At 54.2% G+C, this 25729-nt stretch carries 26 protein-coding genes and 1 riboswitch; of the genes, 13 read left to right on the top strand and 13 right to left on the bottom strand.

Annotated elements, in window-relative coordinates; genetic code table 11:
- Nucleotides 1-176: 176 nt before the first annotated feature.
- A complete protein-coding gene (locus tag C2U41_RS04825; RefSeq protein ID WP_032938550.1) occupies nucleotides 177-911 on the top strand; it encodes a GntR family transcriptional regulator in 735 nt (244 codons plus the stop codon).
- A 67-nt stretch (nucleotides 912-978) separates the two neighbouring features.
- Here the strand turns inward: C2U41_RS04825 and rhlE are convergent, their stop codons facing one another.
- Nucleotides 979-2325 (bottom strand): ATP-dependent RNA helicase RhlE, encoded by a 1347-nt coding sequence (rhlE, locus tag C2U41_RS04820; RefSeq protein ID WP_003845409.1) that lies wholly within the window; start codon nucleotides 2323-2325, stop codon nucleotides 979-981.
- A gap of 221 nt (nucleotides 2326-2546) precedes the next feature.
- Here rhlE and cecR point away from each other — a divergent pair, with 221 nt between their 5' ends.
- From cecR to C2U41_RS04795, 5 genes are read left to right on the top strand one after another with little or no spacing between them, the layout of a single operon-like run.
- The gene (gene cecR / locus C2U41_RS04815; protein ID WP_003035216.1) at nucleotides 2547-3224 is read left to right on the top strand and encodes a transcriptional regulator CecR; all 678 of its coding nucleotides are present in this window, start codon (nucleotides 2547-2549) and stop codon (nucleotides 3222-3224) included.
- Nucleotides 3221-4216 carry a secretion protein HlyD gene (hlyD, locus tag C2U41_RS04810; RefSeq protein WP_032938552.1) on the top strand — a complete coding sequence of 332 codons (996 nt, stop codon included), beginning with the start codon at nucleotides 3221-3223 and terminating at the stop codon, nucleotides 4214-4216. The genes cecR and hlyD overlap by 4 nt, the downstream gene beginning before the upstream one ends.
- A complete protein-coding gene (locus C2U41_RS04805) occupies nucleotides 4209-5945 on the top strand; it encodes an ATP-binding cassette domain-containing protein (protein WP_003845404.1) in 1737 nt (578 codons plus the stop codon). The genes hlyD and C2U41_RS04805 overlap by 8 nt, the downstream gene beginning before the upstream one ends.
- Complete coding sequence (locus tag C2U41_RS04800) at nucleotides 5938-7071, top strand: ABC transporter permease (RefSeq protein ID WP_103848328.1); 1134 nt, start codon at nucleotides 5938-5940, stop codon at nucleotides 7069-7071. Before C2U41_RS04805 ends, C2U41_RS04800 begins: the two co-directional genes overlap by 8 nt.
- Nucleotides 7072-7081: 10 nt before the next feature.
- Complete coding sequence (locus C2U41_RS04795; RefSeq protein ID WP_003035205.1) at nucleotides 7082-8188, top strand: ABC transporter permease; 1107 nt, start codon at nucleotides 7082-7084, stop codon at nucleotides 8186-8188.
- Here the strand turns inward: C2U41_RS04795 and C2U41_RS04790 are convergent.
- Nucleotides 8150-8560: a YbhQ family protein gene (locus C2U41_RS04790; protein ID WP_003035203.1), complete on the bottom strand. Its 411-nt coding sequence runs from the start codon at nucleotides 8558-8560 to the stop codon at nucleotides 8150-8152. The two genes, C2U41_RS04795 and C2U41_RS04790, sit on opposite strands and share 39 nt — an antisense overlap.
- 131 nt (nucleotides 8561-8691) lie before the next feature.
- Here C2U41_RS04790 and C2U41_RS04785 point away from each other — a divergent pair, with 131 nt between their 5' ends.
- The 3 genes from C2U41_RS04785 to C2U41_RS04775 are packed head-to-tail and all read left to right on the top strand — an operon-like array spanning nucleotide 8692 to nucleotide 11653.
- Nucleotides 8692-9453, top strand: coding sequence for an endonuclease/exonuclease/phosphatase family protein (locus C2U41_RS04785; RefSeq protein ID WP_003035201.1), 762 nt, complete (start codon nucleotides 8692-8694; stop codon nucleotides 9451-9453).
- A complete protein-coding gene (gene clsB, locus C2U41_RS04780) occupies nucleotides 9450-10691 on the top strand; it encodes a cardiolipin synthase ClsB (protein ID WP_003845400.1) in 1242 nt (413 codons plus the stop codon). Before C2U41_RS04785 ends, clsB begins: the two co-directional genes overlap by 4 nt.
- Nucleotides 10691-11653: a lysylphosphatidylglycerol synthase domain-containing protein gene (locus C2U41_RS04775; protein WP_046669897.1), complete on the top strand. Its 963-nt coding sequence runs from the start codon at nucleotides 10691-10693 to the stop codon at nucleotides 11651-11653. Before clsB ends, C2U41_RS04775 begins: the two co-directional genes overlap by 1 nt.
- Before the next feature lie 39 nt (nucleotides 11654-11692).
- On the opposite strand, the gene C2U41_RS04770 is transcribed toward C2U41_RS04775, so the two are convergent.
- From C2U41_RS04770 to moaA, 6 genes are all read right to left on the bottom strand, one after another.
- A complete protein-coding gene (locus C2U41_RS04770) occupies nucleotides 11693-12397 on the bottom strand; it encodes a Bax inhibitor-1/YccA family protein (protein ID WP_003831536.1) in 705 nt (234 codons plus the stop codon).
- A 41-nt stretch (nucleotides 12398-12438) separates the two neighbouring features.
- Complete coding sequence (gene moaE, locus C2U41_RS04765; RefSeq protein WP_032938561.1) at nucleotides 12439-12891, bottom strand: molybdopterin synthase catalytic subunit MoaE; 453 nt, start codon at nucleotides 12889-12891, stop codon at nucleotides 12439-12441.
- Nucleotide 12892: 1 nt separating this feature from the next.
- Nucleotides 12893-13138, bottom strand: a complete 246-nt coding sequence (gene moaD, locus C2U41_RS04760) for a molybdopterin synthase sulfur carrier subunit (RefSeq protein ID WP_032948888.1) — start codon at nucleotides 13136-13138, stop codon at nucleotides 12893-12895.
- The gene (gene moaC, locus C2U41_RS04755; protein ID WP_003035188.1) at nucleotides 13131-13616 is read right to left on the bottom strand and encodes a cyclic pyranopterin monophosphate synthase MoaC; all 486 of its coding nucleotides are present in this window, start codon (nucleotides 13614-13616) and stop codon (nucleotides 13131-13133) included. Before moaC ends, moaD begins: the two co-directional genes overlap by 8 nt.
- Before the next feature lie 2 nt (nucleotides 13617-13618).
- Nucleotides 13619-14131 (bottom strand): molybdenum cofactor biosynthesis protein B, encoded by a 513-nt coding sequence (gene moaB, locus C2U41_RS04750; RefSeq protein WP_003035187.1) that lies wholly within the window; start codon nucleotides 14129-14131, stop codon nucleotides 13619-13621.
- Between the two features lie 19 nt (nucleotides 14132-14150).
- The gene (gene moaA, locus C2U41_RS04745) at nucleotides 14151-15140 is read right to left on the bottom strand and encodes a GTP 3',8-cyclase MoaA (protein ID WP_103848327.1); all 990 of its coding nucleotides are present in this window, start codon (nucleotides 15138-15140) and stop codon (nucleotides 14151-14153) included.
- Nucleotides 15128-15273: riboswitch (molybdenum cofactor riboswitch) on the bottom strand. (Overlaps the previous gene by 13 nt.)
- A gap of 329 nt (nucleotides 15274-15602) precedes the next feature.
- On the opposite strand from moaA, the gene yvcK reads away from it, so the two are divergent.
- Nucleotides 15603-16511: a uridine diphosphate-N-acetylglucosamine-binding protein YvcK gene (gene yvcK / locus C2U41_RS04735; protein ID WP_103848326.1), complete on the top strand. Its 909-nt coding sequence runs from the start codon at nucleotides 15603-15605 to the stop codon at nucleotides 16509-16511.
- A 122-nt stretch (nucleotides 16512-16633) separates the two neighbouring features.
- Here yvcK and uvrB read toward each other — a convergent pair whose 3' ends face one another.
- On the bottom strand, nucleotides 16634-18655 hold the full coding sequence (gene uvrB / locus C2U41_RS04730) for an excinuclease ABC subunit UvrB (protein ID WP_003837055.1): 2022 nt from the start codon (nucleotides 18653-18655) through the stop codon (nucleotides 16634-16636).
- A 768-nt stretch (nucleotides 18656-19423) separates the two neighbouring features.
- Here uvrB and C2U41_RS04715 point away from each other — a divergent pair.
- A complete protein-coding gene (locus C2U41_RS04715) occupies nucleotides 19424-20146 on the top strand; it encodes an ABC transporter ATP-binding protein (RefSeq protein WP_003035181.1) in 723 nt (240 codons plus the stop codon).
- On the opposite strand, the gene bioD is transcribed toward C2U41_RS04715, so the two are convergent.
- Genes bioD through bioB form a run of 4 tightly spaced genes read right to left on the bottom strand, consistent with a single transcriptional unit; the run spans nucleotide 20112 to nucleotide 23736 of the window.
- Complete coding sequence (bioD, locus tag C2U41_RS04710; protein ID WP_032948884.1) at nucleotides 20112-20810, bottom strand: dethiobiotin synthase; 699 nt, start codon at nucleotides 20808-20810, stop codon at nucleotides 20112-20114. The two genes, C2U41_RS04715 and bioD, sit on opposite strands and share 35 nt — an antisense overlap.
- A complete protein-coding gene (gene bioC / locus C2U41_RS04705) occupies nucleotides 20803-21558 on the bottom strand; it encodes a malonyl-ACP O-methyltransferase BioC (RefSeq protein ID WP_103848325.1) in 756 nt (251 codons plus the stop codon). The genes bioD and bioC overlap by 8 nt, the downstream gene beginning before the upstream one ends.
- A complete protein-coding gene (gene bioF, locus C2U41_RS04700; RefSeq protein ID WP_003845388.1) occupies nucleotides 21542-22699 on the bottom strand; it encodes an 8-amino-7-oxononanoate synthase in 1158 nt (385 codons plus the stop codon). Before bioF ends, bioC begins: the two co-directional genes overlap by 17 nt.
- On the bottom strand, nucleotides 22696-23736 hold the full coding sequence (gene bioB / locus C2U41_RS04695; protein WP_103848324.1) for a biotin synthase BioB: 1041 nt from the start codon (nucleotides 23734-23736) through the stop codon (nucleotides 22696-22698). The genes bioF and bioB overlap by 4 nt, the downstream gene beginning before the upstream one ends.
- 76 nt (nucleotides 23737-23812) lie before the next feature.
- On the opposite strand from bioB, the gene bioA reads away from it, so the two are divergent.
- Nucleotides 23813-25102, top strand: a complete 1290-nt coding sequence (gene bioA, locus C2U41_RS04690; RefSeq protein WP_003837064.1) for an adenosylmethionine--8-amino-7-oxononanoate transaminase — start codon at nucleotides 23813-23815, stop codon at nucleotides 25100-25102.
- 57 nt (nucleotides 25103-25159) lie between these two features.
- Complete coding sequence (locus C2U41_RS04685; RefSeq protein ID WP_003837066.1) at nucleotides 25160-25636, top strand: kinase inhibitor; 477 nt, start codon at nucleotides 25160-25162, stop codon at nucleotides 25634-25636.
- Nucleotides 25637-25729 lie beyond the last annotated feature (93 nt).

Below are 25729 nucleotides of genomic sequence, written 5' to 3'. Positions count from 1 at the left end.
ATAAGATGCGTGTTTACGGCAGTTTGTTGAATGCCCAAACGCCGCCACAATGTCCAGACATAACAAAATGTCCGTACATTTAAATGTACGGACATTTATAGTATTCATAAGAAATGTAGGGAATAGTCCGTACAAATTTTCGTGATAAAGATCACTAATATTTTGATGAAACTGCGATGAAAGAATCTCTGTACAAGCGAATAGCACGTGAACTGGCGCAGCAAATTGCGGTGGGAACCTTCGCCCCCGGCTCGCTGTTTCCTACGGAAATGGAACTGTGCGAAACATGGCAGGTCAGCCGCCACACCATGCGTGAGGCGTTAAGGGAATTAACAGAGCAAGGTCTGATTTCACGGCGTAAAGGTGCGGGTACTCGCGTTTGCGAACCTAAGGCGAACGGCGTCAATCACCCGCTATCGCATCTTGAGGATCTGTTGCTGCTGGCCAAAAACAATCTGCGCGTCATCAAGAAAATCGATGAGATTGTGGCGGACATAGAGTTGTCCCAGATGATTGGCTGCCCGCCAGGTTCTCGATGGCTGCACATTGCCAGCACTCGCGAAGATGCGCACAACCCCGACGCGCCAATCTGCTGGACGGACAGCTATGCCAGCACGGATTACGCCAAGTTGCGCACGTACATCCGTGACGATCCACACTCATTAATCAGCGATTTGATCGAAACGCATTACGGTATCAAAAGTCATGAGGTGCATCAGACCATTACGGCTGTCGGAGTGCCCAAAAAGGTGGCAAAGATTCTCAATGTAGCGCCTGATTCGCCAGCGATGAGAATTGTGCGTCGTTATCTGGACAGGGACGGGAAAGTATTTGAGACGACGATTTCGATTCACCCGGCAGGACGATATACCTGCTCGATCGTGCTGAAATCGCAAAGTTCGGGGGAGTGATTGACCTATCCGGCCTACACAGTGTGTAGACCGGATAGCGTGTTTATACAGCCATACAGTAAGGGAATTACTGCGCTGTAGACGGTTTGCGCGGACGGCGCGGCGGACGAGGCTTATCGCCTGCCGGTTTGCCTTCGCCATTACGCGGCTTCGCTTTTGGCGCACCGCCATCCTGACGACGCGGCTGCTGGCCACGCCCTGCTCCGCCCTGCCCGCGACCACCACCGCCGCCACGCTGCTGGCGACCATTCTGGATCGGCTCAGCTTTAATGGAGGGATCTGGCTCATAGCCCGGCGTTGCAATACGCGGGATCTCTTTTTTCAGCAGCTTCTCGATGTCACGCAACAACTTGTGTTCATCGACGCACACCAGAGACAACGCTTCGCCGGTGGCAGCGGCACGCCCGGTACGACCAATACGGTGCACATAATCTTCTGGGACGTTTGGCAGCTCGTAGTTCACCACGTGCGGTAACTCTTCAATGTCCAGACCACGCGCGGCAATATCGGTCGCTACCAGCACGCGTATATCACCGGATTTAAAATCAGCCAGCGCACGTGTACGTGCCCCCTGAGATTTATTACCGTGGATTGCCGCACTGCGGATGCCGTCTTTATTCAGCTGTTCTGCCAGATGGTTCGCGCCATGTTTGGTACGGGTAAACACCAGCACCTGCTGCCAGTTGCCCTGACCAATCATCTGTGACAACAGTTCACGTTTACGTTTTTTATCGACGAAATGAACATGCTGAGTTACCTGCTCTGACGCGGTATTACGACGTGCCACTTCGATTTCCAGCGGGTTATGCAGCAGTTTTTCGGCCAGCGACTTAATGTCATCAGAGAACGTTGCCGAGAACAGCAGGTTCTGACGTTTTGCCGGCAGTTTTGCCAGAACGCGACGAATATCGTGAATAAAGCCCATATCCAGCATGCGGTCAGCTTCATCCAGTACCAGGATCTCCACCTGATCCAGTTTTACCGCATTCTGATGCTCCAGATCGAGCAAACGACCCGGGGTGGCAATCAGTACATCCACACCGCCACGCAGTTTCATCATCTGCGGGTTAATGCTGACGCCGCCGAAGACCACCAGCGAGCGAATATTCAGATACTTACTGTAATCACGGACGTTTTCGCCAATCTGGGCCGCCAGTTCACGGGTTGGCGTGAGGATCAGCGCACGAACCGGACGACGGCTTTTACCATGCGGCTGATTGGTAATCAGGTGCTGCAACAGCGGCAGGGTAAAACCTGCCGTTTTCCCCGTACCGGTCTGGGCGCTGGCCATCAGATCGCGGCCTTCCAGCACGGCAGGAATAGCCTGCTGCTGAATAGGGGTAGGTTCACGGTAACCCTGCTCGGCAACGGCACGTAAAATTTCAGGGTTTAAACCAAGGGAATCAAAAGACATAACAACTCCGAACCGCCCTGACCGTTACCGGTGTCGTTTTCAGGGAGATACATACAATAGAGATGACAAAAACCACAATGTCATGAAGGGGCGGAGTGTAGCAGTTTTTGTGATGTGCCGCATAAATTATCCCTTCACTGGAAAATAACCGTCCGGACTGGACAAGGCTGCACATCAGTCATAATCTTAATCAATCGATTGATTAAGATTAGAGTCGTGCCATGAATACACCCACCATGACAACCAAAGGTGAACAGGCGAAGAACCAGCTCATTGCCGCCGCATTGGCACAATTCGGCGAGTATGGTCTGCACGCCACGACGCGCGATATCGCTGCACAGGCCGGGCAAAACATTGCGGCTATCACCTACTATTTTGGCTCAAAAGAGGATTTATATCTCGCCTGCGCCCAGTGGATTGCAGATTTTATCGGCTCACAGTTTCGTCCGCACGCTGAAGAGGCCGAGCGTTTATTCGCTCAGCCAGAACCGGATCGTGGCGCGATGCGTGAACTGATCCTGCGCGCCTGCAAAAATATGATCATGCTGTTAACCCAGGACGACACTGTTAACCTGAGCAAATTTATCTCGCGTGAACAGCTTTCCCCCACTGCGGCTTATCAACTGGTGCACGACCAGGTTATCAATCCGCTGCATACACACCTGACGCGCCTAATTGCCGCCTATACCGGCGGCGATGCCAACGATACCCAAATGATTCTGCATACCCACGCCATACTCGGCGAGGTACTGGCTTTTCGTCTGGGGAAAGAAACCATTCTGTTGCGTACGGGCTGGTCACAATTTGATGAGGATAAAACCGCGCTGATTGACCAAACGATCACCTGTCACATCGATCTTATTCTGCAAGGTTTAACGCAAAGGAGTCTGGAGTCATGAAAAAACCTGTCGTTCTCGGGCTGGTTATCGCGGCCCTCGTTGCCGTGATTGCCGGTGGAACGTGGTGGTATCAGAGTCGGCAAGATAACAGCCTGACGCTATACGGCAATGTCGATATCCGTAGCGTCAACCTGAGTTTTCGCGTCGGCGGCAGACTGGCCTCGCTGGCGGTTGATGAAGGCGATGCGATTACCGCCGGTCAGGTGCTGGGTAAACTGGACCGCGCACCGTATGAAAACGCATTGATGCAGGCAAAAGCCAACGTTGCCGCCGCGCAGGCGCAATACGATCTGATGCTGGCAGGGTATCGCGAAGAAGAGATCGCGCAAACCGCGGCGGCAGTCAAACAGGCGCAGGCCGCCTATGATTACGCGCAGAATTTTTACAATCGGCAGGTAGGATTGTGGAAAAGCCGTACCATTTCTGCCAACGATCTGGAAAATGCGCGTTCATCTCGCGATCAGGCGTTAGCTTCATTGAAATCCGCACAGGATAAACTCACGCAATATCGCAGCGGTAATCGTGTGCAGGACATCGAACAGGCAAAAGCCACGCTCGAACAAGCTCAGGCAGAGCTGGCACAGGCAGAACTTAATTTGCATGATACCACGCTGACCTCGCCATCTGACGGCACGCTTCTCACCCGCGCGGTTGAACCCGGCAGCATGCTGAACGAAGGGAGCACGGTACTGACGCTGTCGCTCACGCGTCCGGTATGGGTCCGCGCCTACGTTGACGAACGCAATCTGAGCCAGGCGCAGCCAGGACGTGAGATCCTGCTCTATACCGACGGTCGCCCGGACAAACCGTATCACGGCAAAATCGGCTTTGTGTCACCAACCGCCGAATTTACGCCGAAAACGGTCGAGACTCCTGATCTGCGCACCGATCTGGTGTATCGCCTGCGAATTGTCGTAACCGACGCGGACGATGCGCTACGTCAGGGAATGCCGGTAACGATAAAATTTGGCGATGAGGCACGGCATGAATGACGCCGTCATTACGCTTAAAGGGCTGACGAAAAACTTTGCTGGAATGGAAAAACCGGCCGTCGCCCCGCTCGACTGTATCGTGCATGCGGGCTACGTGACCGGGCTTGTCGGGCCGGACGGTGCGGGCAAAACCACGTTGATGCGCATGCTGGCGGGATTATTAAAACCTGATGCCGGAAGTGCTGCGGTAATTGGTTTTGACCCCATCAAAGACGACAGCGCGCTGCACGCGGTGCTGGGCTATATGCCGCAGAAATTTGGTCTGTATGAAGATTTGACCGTCATGGAGAACCTCAATCTCTATGCCGATTTGCGCAGCGTCACCGGTGAGGCGCGAGAAAAAACCTTTGCCCGACTACTGGAGTTTACCTCGCTGGGGCCATTTACCGGACGACTGGCCGGCAAACTTTCCGGCGGCATGAAGCAGAAGCTCGGGCTAGCCTGTACGCTGGTCGGCGAACCCAAAGTGTTGCTGCTGGATGAGCCAGGTGTGGGTGTCGACCCAATTTCCCGTCGCGAACTGTGGCAAATGGTCCACGAACTGGCCGGAGACGGCATGCTGATCCTCTGGAGTACGTCGTATCTGGATGAAGCAGAGCAATGCCGTGATGTGCTGCTGATGAACGAAGGCGAATTGTTATACCAGGGCGATCCTACTCAGCTTACGCAAACCATGGCTGGTCGCAGCTTCCTGATGAGCAGTCCGCAGGAAAATAACCGCCGACTGCTACAACGCGCGTTAAAACTACCGCTGGTCAGCGACGGAATGATTCAGGGGAAATCCGTCCGTTTAATCCTGAAAAAAGAGGCGACAGCTCAGCAGATCCAAAACGCTGACGGCATGCCGCAGATAACCATCAATGAAACTGCACCCCGCTTCGAAGATGCCTTTATCGATTTACTCGGCGGAGCCGGAACATCGGAATCCCCGCTGGGCGCTATCCTGCATACCGTAGAAGGCACGCCTGGCGAAACGGTGATCGAAGCCAAAGCGCTGACCAAGAAGTTTGGCGATTTTGCCGCGACCGACCACGTAGACTTTTCCGTACAGCGCGGCGAGATTTTTGGTCTGTTAGGACCCAACGGTGCCGGCAAATCCACCACCTTTAAAATGATGTGCGGCCTGCTGGTCCCCACTTCCGGCAAAGCGCTGGTGCTGGATATGGACCTGAAAGTCAGCTCCGGCAAAGCGCGTCAGCATCTGGGTTATATGGCGCAGAAATTCTCCCTGTACGGTAACCTGACGGTTGAACAAAATCTGCGCTTTTTCTCCGGCGTCTACGGCCTGCGTGGTCGGGCGCAGAAGGAGAAAATCGATCGAATGAGCGAGGCATTTGGCCTGAAGAGTATCGCTTCCCACGCCACCGACGAACTGCCGCTGGGGTTTAAGCAGCGTCTGGCGCTGGCCTGCTCGCTGATGCATGAACCCGACATTCTGTTCCTTGATGAACCCACTTCCGGGGTCGATCCCCTCACCCGTCGTGAGTTCTGGTTGCATATCAACAGCATGGTGGAAAAAGGCGTCACGGTGATGGTGACCACCCACTTTATGGACGAGGCGGAATACTGCGATCGCATCGGGTTGGTGTATCGCGGCAAACTGATTGCCAGCGGAACACCGGACGACCTGAAAGCTCAGGCTGCCGACAGCGACACTCCGGACCCGACCATGGAGCAGGCATTCATTACGCTAATCAATGACTGGGATAAGGAGCATACGCATGAGTAACTCCGCTCTCTCCTGGCGTCGCGTACGTGCGCTGTGCGTGAAAGAGACGCGCCAGATCGTTCGCGATCCCAGCAGTTGGCTGATTGCGGTGGTGATCCCGCTGCTGCTGCTGTTTATCTTCGGCTACGGGATAAACCTCGACTCCAGCAAGCTGCGGGTCGGGATTTTGCTCGAACAGCAAAGCGAAGAGGCGTTGGATTTTACCCATACCATGACCGGCTCGCCGTATATTGACGCCACCATCAGCGATAACCGGCAGGAATTGATTGAAAAAATGCAGGCCGGGCGCATTCGTGGGCTGGTGGTGATCCCTGTGGATTTTGCCCAGCAGATGGCGCGACCTAATGACGTGGCACCGATCCAGGTGATCACCGATGGCAGCGAACCCAATACCGCCAACTTTGTGCAGGGTTATGTCGAAGGCATCTGGCAGATTTGGCAGCAACAGCGGGCGGAAGATCGTGGGGAATCGTTCGAGCCTTTGATCGACGTGCAAACACGCTACTGGTTTAACCCGGCGGCCATCAGCCAGCACTTTATTATTCCCGGGGCGGTAACCATCATCATGACGGTGATTGGCGCGATCCTCACCTCATTAGTGGTGGCGCGCGAATGGGAACGCGGAACCATGGAGGCACTGCTTTCTACCGAAGTCACCCGCGTCGAATTACTGCTGTGTAAACTGATCCCCTATTATTTCCTCGGCATGCTGGCGATGCTGCTGTGTACGCTGGTGTCGGTATTTATTCTTGGCGTGCCCTATCGCGGCTCGTTGCTGATCCTGTTTTTCATTACCAGCCTGTTTCTGCTCAGTACGCTTGGCATGGGGTTGCTTATTTCCACCATCACCCGCAACCAGTTTAACGCCGCGCAGGTCGCGCTGAACGCCGCTTTCCTGCCCTCGATTATGCTGTCAGGTTTTATCTTCCAGATAGACAGCATGCCCGCGATTATCCGGGCGGTAACCTACATTATTCCGGCGCGTTATTTCGTCAGTACCCTGCAAAGCCTGTTTCTGGCGGGAAATATTCCGGTGGTGCTGATTATTAACGTGCTGTTTTTAATCGCTTCGGCGGTGATGTTTATTGGCCTGACGTGGCTTAAAACCAAACGTCGGCTGGATTAAGGGGACGGGCATGTTTCATCGCTTATGGACATTAATTCGCAAAGAGCTGCAATCGCTATTACGCGAACCGCAGACGCGAGCCATTCTGATTTTACCGGTGCTGATTCAGGTGATCCTGTTCCCGTTCGCGGCAACGCTGGAAGTCACCAACGCCACGATCGCTATCTATAACGAAGACAACGGTAAACATTCGGTTGAGCTTACCCAGCGCTTCGCCCGCGCCAGCGCTTTTACGCATGTTCTGCTGCTGAAAAGCCCGCAGGAGATTAAGCCTACCATCGATACGCAAAAAGCCCTGCTGCTGGTGCGCTTCCCGGCCAATTTTTCGCGCAACCTGGACACCTTCCAGCAAGCTCCTATGCAGATTATCCTCGACGGGCGTAACTCCAACAGCGCGCAAATTGCCGCCAATTACCTGCAGCAAATCGTTAAGACGTATCAGCAGGAGCTGATGGACGGCAAGCTGAAACCAAACAACAGCGAGCTGGTCGTGCGTAACTGGTACAACCCGAATCTGGATTATAAATGGTTCGTGGTGCCGTCGCTGATCGCCATGATCACCACTATCGGCGTAATGATCGTCACCTCGCTTTCGGTTGCTCGCGAGCGCGAGCAAGGTACGCTGGATCAGCTGCTGGTCTCCCCACTTACCACCTGGCAGATTTTCATCGGTAAAGCTGTGCCCGCGCTGATTGTGGCTACTTTTCAGGCCACCATTGTGCTGGCAATTGGTATCTGGGCTTATGACATTCCATTTGCCGGTTCACTGGGGTTGTTCTATTTCACAATGGTAATTTACGGGCTGTCGCTGGTCGGCTTTGGTCTGCTGATTTCATCGCTGTGCGCCACCCAGCAGCAAGCGTTTATCGGCGTGTTTGTGTTTATGATGCCGGCGATTTTACTCTCGGGCTACGTCTCACCGGTCGAAAACATGCCGGTCTGGTTGCAGAATCTGACGTGGATAAACCCGATCCGCCATTTTACGGACATCACGAAACAGATTTACCTGAAGGATGCGAGTCTGCAGATTGTCTGGGGAAGTTTGTGGCCGCTGTTGGTGATAGCGGCCACAACCGGCTCAGCGGCGTATGCGATGTTTCGACGTAAGGTGATGTAGCTTTTTGTCTTTCGCCAGCAGCGAGACCACGGCGGGTCCGGCCAGGATCACCAGACCCGCCAGTGCCAGCAAGACGTTGTTTTGCAGCACGCGCGACAGCAACCACAGCACGATCATTGCGGCACCGAAATACCACGTGGTGGTCAGCTCTTCCAGCACATCAGCGACGTCACGCCAGCGTTGTTCATGGTGACGTTGCAAGGCCAGCATTAATAAAACCGTTACGCCGTAAACGACGCATAATCCCAGGCCGACGCGCACCAGCGTGCCGCTCATCCAGCCCATTACCAGCAACGCCACTACCAGTAAATGCAACACAATCTGCCAGCAACTTAGACCCGTTGCGACACGAACACGTTGTTGCCACCTCATGGCTTTTCTCCTGAAGGATTTTCAACTAATTGTTCAGAGTACCGGACTTTACGGAAAATTCCGCAACACTGCATCTTTTTGTGACGATGACTACACTATTTTATTTAGGAAGTGACGCCAACGGGAGGCTCATGAGCGGATCGGGAGTTCAATTTTCATTCAATGTGCTCACCATTAATACTCACAAAGGGTTCACCGCCTTCAACCGGCGTTTTATTTTACCTGAGCTAAGGGAGGCCGTCAGAACGGTCGGTGCAGACATTGTATGCCTACAGGAAGTGATGGGTGCGCACGAAGCTCATTCGCTGCACATTGAGAACTGGCCGGATACCAGCCACTACGAATTTCTGGCGGACACTATGTGGAGCGACTTCGCCTATGGGCGTAACGCCGTGTACCCGCAGGGACATCACGGTAATGCTGTGCTGTCGCGGTATCCCATTGAGCATTATGAAAATCGTGATGTGTCGGTCGGCGCGAGTGAAAAGCGCGGAGTCCTTTACTGCCGAATCGTACCGCCAATGCTCTCCCACCCCATCCATGTGATGTGTGTGCACCTCGGCCTGCGTGAAGCTCACCGCCAGGCCCAGCTCGCGATGCTGGCAGACTGGGTTAACGCCCTGCCCGACGCGGAGCCGGTGGTGATTGCCGGGGATTTTAACGACTGGCGGCAAACGGCCAATCGCCCGTTGAAAGCCAAAGCTGGCCTTGACGAGATTTTTACCCGCGCCCACGGCCGCCCAGCGCGAACATTTCCGGTGCAGTTTCCCCTGCTGCGTCTGGACAGGATCTATGTGAAAAACGCGAATGCCAGTACCCCAACGACGCTGGCGCTGCGTCACTGGCGACATTTGTCCGATCATGCCCCTCTGAGTGCGGAGATTCATTTATGAAATATGGCTGGCGTGAAGGCAATCAAATTCAACTGCTGGAAAACGGCGATCAATTCTACCCCGCCGTCTTTGACGCCATTGAACAGGCACAGCAAAAAATAATCCTCGAGACCTTTATCTGGTTTGAAGATGCGGTAGGAAAACAGCTGCATGCCGCGTTGCTCGAAGCCGCCCGGCGAGGAATCAAAGCAGAGGTGCTGCTGGATGGCTACGGCTCGCCGGATCTTAGCGACAGTTTTGTCGAAGAGCTCACCGTAGCCGGCGTTGTTTTCCGCTACTACGATCCGCGTCCGCGTCTGTTCGGGATGCGCACTAATCTCTTTCGCCGTATGCATCGCAAAATTGTGGTCATTGATGATCGTGTTGCCTTTGTTGGCGGCATCAATTACTCCGCTGAACACATGTCTGATTACGGTCCGGAGGCCAAGCAGGATTACGCCGTGCGCGTTGAAGGTCCAGTCGTTGCTGACATTCTGAAATTCGTGCTGGAAAACTTGCCCGGACAGAGCGCTGTACGACGCTGGTGGCGACGTCATCACCGGGCAATCGACAATCATCGACCCGGCGAAGCGCAGGCGCTGTTTGTCTGGCGCGATAACGAAGAACATCGTGATGATATTGAACGCCACTATCTGAAAATGCTGACCCAGGCACGGCGGGAAGTGATCATCGCCAATGCCTACTTCTTTCCCGGCTATCGCTTTCTGCATGCCATGCGTAAAGCGGCCCGACGGGGCGTGCGGGTAAAACTCATCGTGCAAGGTGAACCGGATATGCCGATTGTGAAAGTGGGCGCCCGCCTGCTGTACAACTATCTGGTAAAAGGCGGCGTCCATGTCTATGAATACCGCCGTAAACCTCTGCATGGCAAAGTGGCGCTGATGGACGATCACTGGGCGACGGTGGGTTCCAGCAATCTTGATCCACTGAGCCTGTCACTGAATCTGGAGGCAAATCTGATTATTCATGACCGTACGTTTAATCAGACCCTGCGTGACAACCTGAACCCTATTATTGCGCAGGACTGCAAGCGGGTTGATGAATCCATGCTGCCAAAACGCACCTGGTGGAACCTGACCAAGAGCGTACTGGCCTTCCACTTTTTACGCCACTTCCCGGCGCTGGTCGGCTGGCTGCCGGCGCATACCCCGCATCTGGCCGAGGTAGAGCCGCCCGCGCAGCCTGCTCTGGAAACTCAAGACCGTATACAAACTGAGGATGCAGGAGGGAAAACCTGATGGCAAAAAGCCACCGACGCTGGCGGTTAGCGAAAAAGATCCTCACATGGCTGTTTTTTATTGCGGTGATCGTGCTGCTGGTTGTTTATGCCAGCAAGGTCAACTGGCAGGAAGTGTGGACGGTAATTCGCGATTACAATCGGATCGCCCTGCTCAGCGCCGTGGGGTTGGTGATCGTCAGTTATTTACTTTACGGCTGTTATGATCTGCTCGGGCGCTACTACTGCGGCCACAAACTGGCAAAACGCCAGGTCATGCTGGTGTCGTTTATCTGTTACGCCTTCAACCTGACATTGAGCACCTGGGTGGGTGGTATAGGGATGCGTTATCGCCTTTACTCGCGCCTCGGATTGCCGGGGGGCACAATAACGCGGATTTTTTCGCTGAGTATTACCACTAACTGGCTGGGCTATATTCTGCTGGGCGGTTTTATATTTACCTTCGGCGTCGTCGAACTGCCCGCACACTGGTATATCGATGAAGGCACATTGCGCATCTTAGGCATTGCGCTGCTGCTGATTATTGTTGTTTATCTGTGGTTTTGCGCCTTCGCTAAACATCGTCACATCACCATCAAGGGCCAAAGACTGGTGCTGCCCTCCTGGAAATTTGCCCTCGCGCAAATGACGATATCCAGTGCGAACTGGATGGTAATGGGGGCGATTATCTGGCTGTTGCTCGGTCAGAATATCGATTATTTCTTCGTGCTGGGCGTGCTGCTGGTGAGCAGTATTGCCGGCGTAATCGTGCATATTCCGGCGGGGATCGGCGTGCTGGAAGCGGTGTTTATGGCGCTGCTGGCAGGAGAGGACACGTCTCAGGGAACGATCATTGCTGCCCTACTCGCGTATCGCGTGTTGTACTATTTTATTCCGCTGCTGCTGGCACTGGTGTGTTATTTGCTGCTGGAGAGTCGGGCAAAAAAGTTGCGGGTAAAAAACGAGAAGGCGATGGCGAAATAATTCACCGGATGGCGGCTTACGCCATCCGGTGACGGAAAATTAACGACGATTGCCGAAGATACGCAGCAGCATCAGGAACAGGTTAATGAAGTCCAGATACAGCGTTAACGCCCCAAGAATAGCGTATTTACGCAAGTTGGAACTGTCGCGCAGATCGATCTGCTCACCGATATTTTTCAGCTTCTGCGTGTCATAGGCGGTCAGGCCGACAAACACAATCACCCCTATGTACGTCACCGCCCACATCAACGCTTCACTCTTCAGCCAGAAGTTAACCAGCGAGGCCAGCACAATACCAATCAGCGCCATAAACAGCATATTGCCGAAGCCGCTCAGATCACGTTTGGTGGTGTAGCCATACAAGCTCATGATCCCGAACATCCCTCCGGTAACCACAAAGGTGCTGGCGATAGACGAGTAGGTATAGACGATAAAAATGCTTGATAGCGTCAGCCCGGTTAATGCCGAATAGAGCATAAACAGCGTGGTCGCCATACCCGCGCTCAGCCTTTGCACCATGCCGGACAGGACGAACACCAGCGCCAGTTGAGCGATGATCAGGCCAAAGAAGGTGATTTTGCTGGAGAAGACAAACATCATCACTGCGGGCGTATTTGCCGCATACCAGGCGATAAACGCCGTCAGCAACAGTCCGCAGGTCATCCAGCCGTATACCTGCGCCATATACGTTTGCAGGCCGGAACGGGCCTGTACAATAGAATCGGATCGTGGGAATCGGTCCATGACAATCTCCTGAATCAGTATGAGCCTACAACAATTGTACTCTACCAGCGTTTTGCTGCTAGCTTATCGCTGTCTCGGGCATCAACCCAGCGCTCACCTTCCGGCGTGGCCTCGCGCTTCCAGAACGGCGCGCGGGTTTTCAGGTAATCCATAATGAACTGCCCGGCATCAAACGCGCTGCTGCGATGCGCACTGGTCACGCCAACAAACACGATTTCGTCACCCGGCCACAGTTCGCCAATGCGATGAATCACCGTCACCCGACCCAGCGGCCAGCGCAAACGCGCTTCGTCGACAATCTCCGCCAGCGCTTTTTCGGTCATTCCCGGATAGTGTTCCAGCGTTAACGCCTTAACGCTGTCACCGAGATTGTGATTGCGCACTTTACCGGTGAAAGTGACTACCGCGCCATCTTCATCGCGCTCTGCCAGCCAGGGATACTCATCCCCGACGCGAAACGGCGCAGGGCCAACAACAATTCGCGTTTCAGTCATTTTAGCCTCCGGTTACGGGCGGGAAGAAAGCGACTTCATCACCCGCGTTAAGAGGATGATCAAAACTGACCAACGTCTGATTTACCGCCGCCAGCAGCTTGCCGTCTTCCAGCGCCAACGCCCAGCGATCGCTTTTTGCCGCAAGATGCTTGCGCAGCGCTTCTACCGTTGCAAACTCGGCGGCAACCTCTAACGCATCGGTGTTTACCAGTTCGCGTACCTGAGCAAAGAAGAGAACCTTAATCATGCGCATCTACCTTAAAATCTCCGGACTTGCCGCCGCTTTTTGCCAGCAGACGCACCGGACCAATCACCATATCCTTTTGCACCGCTTTGCACATATCGTAGATGGTCAACGCCGCCACGGAGGCCGCCGTTAACGCTTCCATTTCAACGCCGGTTTTACCGGTCAGGCGACACAGCGTTTCAATCCGTACGCGGTTGTGCTCCGGTTCAGCGTGAAGATTGACTTCCACCTTACTCAGCATCAGCGGATGGCACAGCGGGATAAGATCCCAGGTACGTTTGGCGGCCTGAATACCCGCAATACGCGCCGTGGCGAATACATCACCTTTATGGTGGCTGCCATCGATAATCATCGCCAGCGTTTCGCTACGCATAGTCACGAATGCTTCAGCACGCGCCTCGCGTACAGTTTCCGCTTTGGCGGAGACATCCACCATATGCGCTTCGCCAGCGGCGTTAATATGAGTCAGTTGCGACATACTTATTTCTTCAAATGTGGGTGGAAATTACACGGACGCGTACGGGCATCAAGCTGCGGCGCAATGATATTTTCCCAGGCGGTACGACACGCTTTGGTCGAACCCGGCATGGCGAAAATCAGCGTTTTATTGGCCACTCCGGCAATCGCGCGGGATTGCAGCGTCGCGGTGCCAATCTCTTCAAACGACAGCATACGGAAGACTTCGCCAAACCCTTCAACTTCTCTGTCAAACAGCGGTTGCAGCGCTTCCGGCGCCTGGTCCCCTTCGGTTAACCCGGTACCGCCGGTAATGAGCACTACCTGTACATCATCACTGGCAATCCAGGCAGAAACCTGGGCGCGAATGGCGTAACGGTTTTCTTTGACAATCGCCTTATCAACAATCTGATGACCCGCTTCTTGCGCCGAGTCACGCAGATAATGGCCGGAGGTGTCATCTTCTTCGCCGCGACGGTTGGAAACAGTAAGAATAGCAATGCGTGTCGGGATAAATTCAGCGCTTACCTGACTCATGAAAAACTCCTTTTAGCGATCAGCCGCCAATGTAAGATAAGTTTTGCGTAATACCGGTATTGTTCTGATGCAGGAAATGGGTCTGCTTTTTCTCCAGCAGCGCGGCTGAAATACGTTCTTCCAGCGCCGGCTGCTGAGCGTCATCTTCCAGCAAATCACGCAGGCTTACGCCGCCTTCACCAAATAAACACAGATGAAGCTTGCCAACAGAGGAAACGCGCAGACGATTACAGGTGGCGCAGAAGTCTTTCTCATAAGGCATGATCAGACCAATTTCACCAACATAATCAGGATGACAGAAAACCTGAGCCGGGCCGTCGCTGCGCTGTCGGATCTGGTGGATCCAGCCGCGACGCAGCAGCTCATCGCGAAGTACCTGTCCGGAGATATGGTGTTTACGGAAGAGAGAGCTGCCCTCGCCCGTTTCCATCAGTTCAATAAAACGCAGTTGGATTGGCCGAGGTTGGATCCACGCAAGGAAGGTGTCCAGTAGATGATGGTTTACGTCGCGCATCAGCACGGTGTTGACTTTCACTTTTTCAAAACCCGCATCAAAGGCGGCGTCAATGCCTGCCATCACCTGTTGAAACTTGTCCTGCCCGGTAATGGCATGAAACTGACGGGCATCCAGGCTGTCGACGCTGACGTTGAGCGCGGTCAGTCCGGCATCGCGCCAGGCAGCAGCATCGCGCGCCAGACGATAACCATTGGTGGTTACCGCAATCTGACGGATGGCGTCGTTTTCGCGCACGGCGGCGATAATGTCCGTAAAGTCGCGACGCAGTGAAGGTTCGCCCCCTGTCAGACGCACTTTTTCCGTTCCCAGACTGGCGAACGCGCGCGTGACACGGCGAATTTCATCAACGGTCAGAAAGCCGTTATTGGTGACCCCACCGGGCTTATAGCCATCCGGCAGGCAGTAGGTGCAACGAAAGTTACACACATCGGTAATCGACAAACGTAAGTAGTAAAACTTACGTGCGAAAGCATCGGTAAGTTGAGAGCCCATGTACACCTTTCCAAATACGGGAGACGTAGTCATTTCTTCCTGCGCCCTGGTGACAAACTTTTTCAAGTCTTGTCACGGCCAAAGCACCGTATCATTTGACCCAGGTGCAGAGGCTAGAGTGTTTATACTCGTCATACTTCGTGTTGCAGATGCGTTGGCTTCCGGCAACTCAAATTATTAAGAGTACTTAGTGGTTATGCCGATACTAGCGTGTAAATGACGCTTTTGCCATGTACACTTTCGCTGTATAAATACATACATAACGACATGATCGTGCAATTTCGCTACAGAATAAGCAAAAACCACAGTTTTGCATTGATATACATCATCTTGCCATCAGGTGGATCTCGTCAGAAAGGAGTAGATTGCAGAAAAAAATTACGGCTGATGCCGACTGGATAATTGCTGAAAACACGCTATTTACGTTACTGTAACGCCGATCAATTGATATCAGGAAAATATATGCGCACTCGCACGCTGGCAGATCTGGACCGCGTTGTCGCTCTCGGCGGAGGGCATGGATTAGGACGCGTTCTCTCCTCACTTTCCCCTCTAGGCTCACGCCTGACGGGTATCGTCACCACCACGGATAACGGCGGCTCGACAGGCCGTATTCGTCGCTCTGAAGGCGGGATAGCCTGGGGAGACATGCGTAACTGTCTCAACCAGTTAATAACCCAGCCCAGCGTCGCATCCGCTATGTTTGAGTATCGTTTTGGCGGGAATGGCGAACTTTCCGGGCATAACCTCGGAAATCTGATGTTAAAAGCGCTCGATCACCTCAGCGTGCGGCCTCTGGAAGCCATCAATTTAATTCGAAGCCTGTTGAAGGTCGATGCGCATTTAATTCCGATGTCGGAGCTGCCGGTGGATTTGATGGCTATCGACGATCAGGGACATGAAGTTTATGGCGAAGTGAATATCGATCAGCTCACCATCCCGCCTCAGGAGCTGATGCTGTCGCCAAAAGTCCCCACCACGCGGGAGGCGGTTGAGGCTATCGCCGAAGCGGATTTGATTCTGATAGGACCAGGCAGTTTTTACACCAGCCTGATGCCGATCCTGCTGCTCGACGAAATGGCGCAGGCGTTACGTCGCACACCGGCCCCAATGGTCTATATAGGCAATCTTGGGCGCGAATTAAGCCTGCCAGCAGCCAGCCTGACGCTTAACGACAAGCTGGCCATTATTGAACAGTACGTCGGGAAGAAAGTGATTGATGCGGTAGTTGTGGGGCCGAAAGTGGATGCTTCCGCCGTTACCGACCGCGTTGTCATTCAGGAAGTGCTGGAAGCCAGCGATATTCCCTACCGCCATGACCGCCAGCTATTGCATAGTGCGCTGGAGAAAGCGGTGCAGGCGCTAGGCTAAACGGATTTGCCTGATGCGCGGCGCTTATCAGGCCTACAAAACGCTCTGCTCCGGCATCCGACCTACGAACGCGATCTTTGCCGTAGGCCGGATAAGGGGTTTACCCCGCATCCGGCACACTCTTACGATGCGGCGATAAACAACTCGCGCAGTTGATGCAACTGGTCGCGGATCGTCGCTGCCTCTTCAAATTCAAGATTCTGCGCATGCTGCATCATCTGCCCTTCCAGCTCGTGAATCTTCTGCTGCAGCGCTTTTGGCGTCATATCCAGTTCCACAACTTCAGACTTCGCGCCTGCGCGTGACTTCCCTTTGCCTTTCGCCTTGGTCTTCGCAATATTCTGACCCAGCGCCAGAATATCGACCACTTTCTTATTCAGGCCCTGCGGCGTAATACCGTGCTCTTCGTTGTAGAGTTGCTGTTTCTCACGACGACGTTCGGTTTCACCAATCGCTTTAGCCATTGAGGCGGTAATTTTATCGCCGTAGAGAATAGCCTTACCGTTGATGTTACGCGCCGCACGACCGATGGTCTGGATAAGCGAACGTTCAGAACGCAGGAACCCTTCTTTGTCTGCGTCCAGAATCGCCACCAGGGAGACCTCAGGCATGTCCAGACCTTCACGTAAAAGGTTGATACCCACCAGCACGTCAAACTCGCCCAGACGCAGGTCACGAATGATTTCCATGCGTTCCACAGTATCGATGTCAGAGTGCAGATAACGCACCCGCTCGCCATGTTCTTCGAGGTATTCTGTGAGGTCTTCTGCCATCCGTTTGGTCAGCGTGGTGACCAGCACACGTTCGTTAATCGCCGCACGAGTGCGGATCTCCGACAGCAGATCGTCAACCTGCGTCGCCACCGGACGCACCTCAATGACCGGATCCAGCAGGCCGGTCGGTCGTACCACCTGATCGACCACTTCATCACCGGATTTCTCCAGCTCATAGTTGCCCGGCGTAGCCGAAACGTAGATAGTTTGCGGAGCCAGCGCCTCGAACTCTTCAAATTTGAGCGGACGGTTATCCAGCGCCGACGGCAGACGGAATCCGTATTCAACCAGGGTTTCTTTACGCGCCCGATCGCCGCGATACATGCCGCCAATTTGCGGGATAGTCACGTGGGATTCATCCACCACCAGCAGGCCATCGGCAGGCAGGTAATCAAACAGCGTCGGCGGCGGCTCGCCGGGGCCGCGCCCGGACAGATAGCGGGAGTAGTTTTCAATCCCCGAGCAGTAACCCAGCTCATTCATCATTTCCAAATCGAACTGGGTACGCTGACTTAAGCGCTGTTCTTCCAGCAGTTTGTTATTTGCCAACAGGACTTTACGCCGCTCTGCCAGCTCAACTTTGATTTCTTCCATCGCCTGCACGATACGTTCTCGCGGCGTCACGTAGTGCGTTTTAGGATAGATGGTGTAGCGCGAAATTGTGGATTCGACCTGCCCGGTCAGCGGGTCAAACAGCGATAAACGTTCGACCTCTTCATCAAACAGTTCCACGCGCAGCGCGATGTCGTCTGATTCTGCCGGGAAAATGTCGATCACTTCACCACGCACGCGGAAGGTCCCGCGCTGGAATGCCTGATCGTTGCGGGTATATTGCAGCTCCGCCAGACGACGCAGGATCGCACGCTGGTCGATAATCATCCCCACCGTCAGGTGCAGCATCATTTTCAGGTACAGATCCGGGTCACCCAGACCATAAATCGCGGAAACCGACGCCACGACAACGACATCGCGACGTTCCAGCAGCGCTTTGGTTGCCGACAGGCGCATCTGCTCAATATGTTCGTTGACCGAAGCATCTTTCTCGATGAAGGTGTCAGAACTGGGTACGTAGGCTTCCGGCTGATAATAGTCGTAGTAAGAGACAAAATACTCCACCGCGTTATCCGGGAAGAACTCTTTCATCTCACCGTACAGCTGAGCAGCAAGTGTCTTATTGGGGGCCAGCACCATGGTAGGACGCTGCAAGTCCGCAATCACGTTAGCGATGGTGAATGTTTTCCCCGACCCCGTCACCCCCAGTAACGTCTGATGCGCCAGACCATCCTCCAGACCTTCTTCCAGGCGACGAATCGCCTCAGGCTGATCGCCAGAGGGTTTAAAAGCGGAATTTAGTTTGAACGGTTTACTCATGAGCAGCTACCTGAAGCAATGGGCGGGCAGGTGTGTAATTTTACTCGCAGCCGTATATTTTGCCAGTAAAATATACTGGATGAAAAAACAGTAACGCGCCAGAATATTTCTGTTACCCCAGCAAAATGGCCGTGACTACAGGCTAAAATTTGTCCGCAGGCAAGATAAAACACCAGCAAAAATGTGTTATCCCCAAACCAATGACTTTTTTAACATTTGTCAAGCTACTCGATGAAAGTTTTGTGGCAACGCATGACACTTCTGCGACAGCCATTGCATTTATCTAACATCCTGTAATTTAATGATTATTATCTCGAGCCGTCTTTCGCATCAATTTAGTCGCAGGCCGCGTCTTCTCTCGCTTACATTGTGTTTTCTAACCCTAATACACAAGGTTATCCACAGGAATAGTGGATAACTGCCTCCAGCCCGTATGGACTGTAGCCTGGCAAAAACGTCCTGATAGTCTTTTCTGGTGGGATAAAAAAAATTATCGCTATTTTTTGATATTTATCAGCTAACGAAGCGACCTCGGATGGCCGAGATCTTGCTCGCATTTTCATCATTTTCCTGCCTGCACCATCACGACACCACCAGGCACTGCCAATGTGCACAAAAGAACGTCAGGAATGCGGTCAGTAAGAATTTAGCGCCAGCGTTGCACGCCATCCTGCTGTATTTTTCCCCAATTCCGCTTCTGGCAAGAGATTTGCAGTTTTCTCCCGACCACCATTCCGCGAGGCGGATATCATCATGAGGGAGAAATCTATGTTGAGTCTTCGTGCAGTGAATCACTATTACGGTAATCAACACTCGCTTTGGGATGTCGATCTCGACCTGTTGCCCGGTAAATGTACCGCCGTGCTGGGTCTTCCAGGGATGGGAAAGACTACGCTTGCCAATTGCATCATCGGCAATTTACCGATTGAGAGCGGAACCATGTTCTGGCATCAGGCTGGCGCACCACCTTGCGATCTGCTTCAGATTCCGGCGGCAAAGCGCATTGCACTAGGTATTAACTGTGTATCACAGGAGCGGCGAATTTTTTCGCAGTTGACGGTAGAGGAAAATCTGCACATTGCGCGCCAGGCGGTTGAGGAAAGCGAAGCAATGAACAGCAGCGATATTTACCGCCTGTTTCCACAGCTGTTTGTACTGCGTCAGGCCAAAGGGGTGGCATTGTCGGAGGAAAATCAGCACCAGCTTGCACTCGCCAGCGCGTTGGTCACTCGCCCGCGTCTGCTGATCCTCGATGAGCCCACACGAGGAACAGGCCAGGCGTATATCCACAAACTGGGGAATCTGATTGTGAGGCTAAGCCAGGAGCTTGGCATCACCATTATGCTCGCGGAGCAGAGCCTGCCGTTCATTCGTCGGGTCGCCGACTGCTATTGCTTGTTACATCGTGGCCGCAACGTGGCTCAAGGGCAAATAACACAATTCAGCGACCCGCTAATCAACGACTGGTGGATGCCAGAGACAAAACGCTAAGATCGATATAACGACCTGTCGATGCTTGCTCCGGCTCTTCTGCCAGCCAGGGAATTTCCCCCAGCAGCGGAGCCGCAAGCGCACGCTTTAGCGTCGCCATATATTCAGCATGACGCTTGCCGGGGGGCGTCACATCATTGGCAACCCATCCGGCGAGCGTCAGCCCAGCCTGCTGCACCGCCTGGGCGGTCAAAATGGCATGATTGATACAACCGAGCTTAACGCCAACCACCAGAATCACCGGCAGTTGTTCCTCTTTTACCCAGTCAGAAAAACTCAGCGTTGGCGAAAGCGGCGTAAACCATCCGCCTGCACCTTCCACCAATACCCAGTCAGCCTGTTCTTCAAGCAAGCGTAAACCCGCAGACATCACGGAGGCCTGAATGGGGCGCCCTTCGTCAGCACTGATGATATGCGGTGAGGTAGGTTCCGCGAAGGTATACGGATTGATGGCTGCATAATCCACTGCTACAACGCTGTTGCGCTGTAGAGCCAGCGCATCGCTGTTTCGCAGACCTTCATCCGTCATTTCACTGCCTGACGCCACCGGCTTATAGCCGACGGTTCGCAATCCCAACTGTCCCGCCGCCTGAAGCAACGCACAGCTGGCGATAGTTTTACCTACTTCAGTGTCCGTCCCGGTGACAAAATACGTGTTAGTCACGTTGAATCACTCCCAAAAAAAGATGATAAGTCAGCGGATATTTCCCCTGCTGACAGGGCCAGGCGAGCTGTAGCTGACGCAGTTGCGAGCGGGTCAGCACACGCTGCTCGCGTCCATCATGCAAATGCGTCGCACCAATACCCTTCAACGAGCGCATGGCGCTCAGCGCATCGTCAAACCACAGCGTGACGGCTTGAGACTGGTATTCAACGTCCCAGCCGCACAGCGCGTTTTCCAGTTGCTCCACGGGCAAAAAACGGTTGGCGTGCTCCCGGTCATCAACTGTTCGCCACGCCTGACGAAGTTCCGGCATCGAACCTTGCGCCAGGGTACTAAACGCCACCGTTCCGCCAGGACGCACCACCCGGTATAGCTCGCTTAACGCACCGCGTAGGTCGCTGCACCACTGCACGGCCAGATTGCTCCAGGCCAGGTCGAAAGTGGCAGCGGCCTGCGGAATGGCTTCGATATCCGCCAGCAGATAGTGATGGGCAACATCGTGACGCTGCGCTTCAGCCAGCATTTGCGCCGACAGATCCAGCGCGCAGACCTCGCTCCCCTGCTCCCGCCAGTAGCGACTCATACGCCCAGGCCCACAGCCCGCGTCCAAAACCCTTGAGAACGCCCCGCCATCAAGTTGTGCCAGTAACGCATCGGCACTCTGACGTTGCAGCTCTGCGTGTTGCTCATAGTAGGTGGCAGCGCGGCCAAACGCGGCGGCAATCGCCTGTTTATTGACCTGCACCATGCAACACCTCCAGTAGACGATCGATATCCTGCACCTCATGCGCCTGGGTCAAAGTCAGCCGTAATCTGGCCGTACCGGTGGGCACCGTTGGTGGGCGAATTGCCGTCACCCAGCATCCCTGTTGCCGTAACGTCTGTGCCAGTTGCAGGGCTTTATGATTGTCGCCAACGATCAGCGGTTGAATAGCGCTATCTGAATGCGCCAGCGTCAAATCCGTAGTATTCACCCCAGCGCGAAAACGCTGGATCAGCATCGCTAACTTTTCCCTGCGTTCATCGCCTTCACGGCTGCGGATCACCGCCAGCGCGGCGCGTAAGGCCTGCGCCTGCGCCGGAGGCATACTGGTGCTGTAGATCAGATGGCGGGCAAACTGCAACAGATAGTCGGCCACGCTATCAGAACACAGGATCGCCGCACCGCTGACGCCAAACCCTTTGCCAAACGTCACTACGAGCAGCTCAGGTTTCACCTGTTGTCGAGAGCACGAACCGCGCCCTTCCTCACCGCTTACGCCAATCCCATGCGCATCATCCACCAGCAGCCACGCGCCCTGCCGTTTCGCCACCGCGTGGATTTCTGCCAGCGGCGCACTATCGCCATCCATGCTGAATACGCCTTCAGTGACCACCAGCTGCTGCCCCGGACAGGGGGAAGTCAGCAGACGCTCCAGATGTTGCGGATCGTTATGGGTAAAGCGACGTAAAACAGCAGGGCTAAGGCTGGCGGCCTCCAACAGCGAGGCATGGCTAAGCCTGTCGGCGACAATGCGATCGTCTTTTTCCATCAATGCGGCTATCACTGCCTGATTAGCGGCAAAACCGGAGATGAACAACAGCGCCCGGGAATAGCCGAGCCACTGCGCCAGCTCTTCTTCCAGCGCCTGATGCGCAACGGAATAACCGCTGACATGGCCCGAGCCGCCACTGCCGACGCCAAAACGCTCAGCACCCTGCTGCCACGCGCAGATAATTTGCGGATGGTGGCTTAAGCCGAGATAGTCGTTGCTGGAGAAATTCAGATACTGACGACCGCCAGCCTGTAACCAGCGACCAGCACCCTGTGTCACTGCATAGCGCCGACGCCACGCATCAGCACGACGACGCGCCGTTAGCGCATCGTCGATTTTTTGCTGCCAGGTCATACGATTGCCGCGTTGTAGTAATCGTCGGTATCCGGGGTACGCAGCGCCTGCTCCAGACGTTGTTGCTGTTCGTTATCACCCGCCAGTACCGCCGTTTGCTGCGGGTTAAGACCCAGCTTACGGAACAACAATAAATCTTTATCTTCGTTCGGGTTCGGCGTGGTCAGCAGTTTGCAGCCGTAGAAAATCGAGTTGGCCCCGGCCATAAAGCACATTGCCTGGGTTTGTTCGTTCATCTGCTCGCGCCCGGCGGAAAGACGTACGTATGAGGTCGGCATCATGATGCGCGCGACGGCGATAGTACGAATAAAATCAAAAGCATCTACGTCGTCGTTATCGGCAAGCGGCGTGCCCTTCACTTTCACCAGCATGTTGATCGGCACGCTTTCCGGCGGCGTCGGCAGATTCGCTAATTGCAGCAGCAGACCCGCGCGGTCGGTCACCGTTTCACCCAGCCCCACAATCCCGCCGGAGCAAACTTTAATGCCCGCCTCACGCACTTTATCCAGCGTATCCAGGCGCTCCTGATACGAACGGGTGGTAATGATATTGCCGTAAAATTCCGGCGAGGTGTCGAGGTTGTGGTTGTAGTAGTCCAGACCCGCATTGGCCAGGCGCTGGGCCTGAGATTCGTCCAGCGTGCCCAGCGTCATACAGGCTTCCAGCCCCAGTTCTTTCACGCCCTGAACCATTTGTTCCAGGTACGGCATATCGCGTTCGTGAGGGTTCTTCCACGCCGCGCCCATGCAAAACCGCGTTGAACCGGCTTGTTTCGCCTTACGGGCAGAGTCCAGAACCTGTTCAACTTCCATCAAACGTTCCGTTTCCAGTCCGGTTTTATAGCGGGAACTTTGCGGGCAGTATTTGCAGTCTTCCGGGCAAGCACCGGTCTTAATCGACAACAGCGTACTAACTTGTACCTGCCGCGGATCGAAATGCTGACGATGAACCTGCTGCGCTTCAAACAACAGATCCAGCAGCGGTTTTTCAAATAATTCGGTGACTTGCGACATTGTCCAGCGAGAAGAATGAGCCATATTGGTATACGTTTCGTTGTTAGTTTGGTGTAGACTCGTAAACCTAAATCTTTTTAATTTGGTTTACAAGTCGATTATGACAACGGACGATCTTGCGTTTGACCAACGCCATATCTGGCACCCTTACACCTCCATGACCTCCCCGCTACCGGTTTATCCGGTGGCCAGTGCCGAAGGTTGTGAACTGATATTAGCCAGCGGTGAGAAGCTGGTTGACGGCATGTCATCCTGGTGGGCGGCGATCCACGGTTACAATCACCCGCAGCTGAATGCCGCGATGAAAACGCAGATTGATGCCATGTCGCACGTGATGTTTGGCGGCATTACCCATGCCCCGGCTATTGCGCTGTGTCGCCAGTTGGTGGCGATGACGCCCGAGGCGCTGGAGTGCGTTTTTCTCGCTGATTCTGGTTCGGTCGCCGTGGAAGTCGCGATGAAAATGGCGCTGCAATACTGGCAGGCCAAAGGTGAATCCCGTCAGCGTTTCCTGACATTTCGTAACGGTTATCACGGCGATACTTTCGGCGCGATGTCGGTCTGCGATCCTGACAACTCGATGCACAGTCTGTGGAAGGGTTATCTGCCTGATAACCTGTTTGCGCCCGCTCCGCAAAGCCGGATGGGCGGCGAATGGGACGAACTGGATATGGTGCCTTTTGCCCGTCTGATGGCCGCACATCGCCACGAAATTGCGGCGGTGATCCTTGAGCCGATTGTGCAGGGCGCTGGCGGCATGCGCATGTATCATCCTGAGTGGTTAAAGCGCATCCGTAAGATGTGTGACCGGGAAGGCATTTTGTTGATTGCCGATGAAATCGCCACCGGATTTGGTCGCACGGGCAAGCTGTTTGCGTGTGAGCATGCCGATATCACTCCGGACATTTTGTGCCTTGGCAAAGCGTTAACCGGCGGAACGATGACCCTTTCCGCCACCCTGACCACGCGCCTGGTTGCGGAAACCATCAGCAACGGTGAAGCCGGATGTTTTATGCACGGCCCGACTTTCATGGGTAATCCACTGGCCTGCGCCGTCGCCTCTGCCAGCCTGTCGCTGCTCGAAACCGGCGAATGGCGCTCGCAGGTCGCGGCCATTGAAGCGCAGTTGCGTGAAGAACTCGCCCCAGCGGCAGATTCCCGTTGGGTTGCCGACGTGCGCGTGCTTGGTGCCATCGGCGTGATAGAAACCACGCATCCGGTGAATATGGCCGCGTTACAGAAGTTCTTTGTCGAACAGGGCGTGTGGGTAAGACCGTTTGGTAAGCTCATTTATCTGATGCCGCCGTACATCATCAAGCCCGAACAACTGCGCAGCCTGACGCAGGCCGTCAACGAGGCTGTGCGCAATGCAACATTTTTTAGCGATTAATCAGCGGTAAGCTCTACGGTTTCTGGCTACACTTTTTGGCTAACGAGAGGAGTCAGCATGAAACTAATCAGTAACGATCTGCGCGATGGCGAAAAGCTTCCTCATCGCCACGTCTTTAACGGCATGGGATATGACGGGGATAATATTTCCCCGCACCTGGCATGGGATGATGTGCCCGCCGGGACTAAAAGCTTTGTCGTGACCTGTTACGATCCTGATGCGCCAACTGGCTCCGGCTGGTGGCACTGGGTGGTGGTTAACCTGCCTGCAGATACCCGGGTTTTACCACAAGGTTACGGCTCGGGGCTGGTTGCGTTGCCGGAAGGCGTGCTGCAAACACGCACGGATTTTGGTAAAGCCGGTTATGGTGGCGCTGCGCCGCCGAAGGGGGAAAACCACCGTTATATCTTTACAGTTCACGCACTGAATGTGGAGCGTATTGATGTCAATGAGGACGCCAGCGGCGCGATGGTTGGATTTAACGTCCATTTCCACTCGCTCGCCAGCGCTTCTATTACCGCAATATTTAGCTAAGTTCTGTTGTGCCGGATGTCGGCTTAGCCTCATCCGGCCTACAAAGCAGACCGTAAGCCTGATAAGACGCGTCAGCGTCGTCATCAGGCAATT

The organism is Citrobacter freundii complex sp. CFNIH4, from assembly GCF_002934505.1.
Lineage (GTDB): Bacteria > Pseudomonadota > Gammaproteobacteria > Enterobacterales > Enterobacteriaceae > Citrobacter > Citrobacter freundii.
Note: the sequence above shows the minus strand (reverse complement) of the source record. Positions and strands in the feature narration are given on the sequence as shown.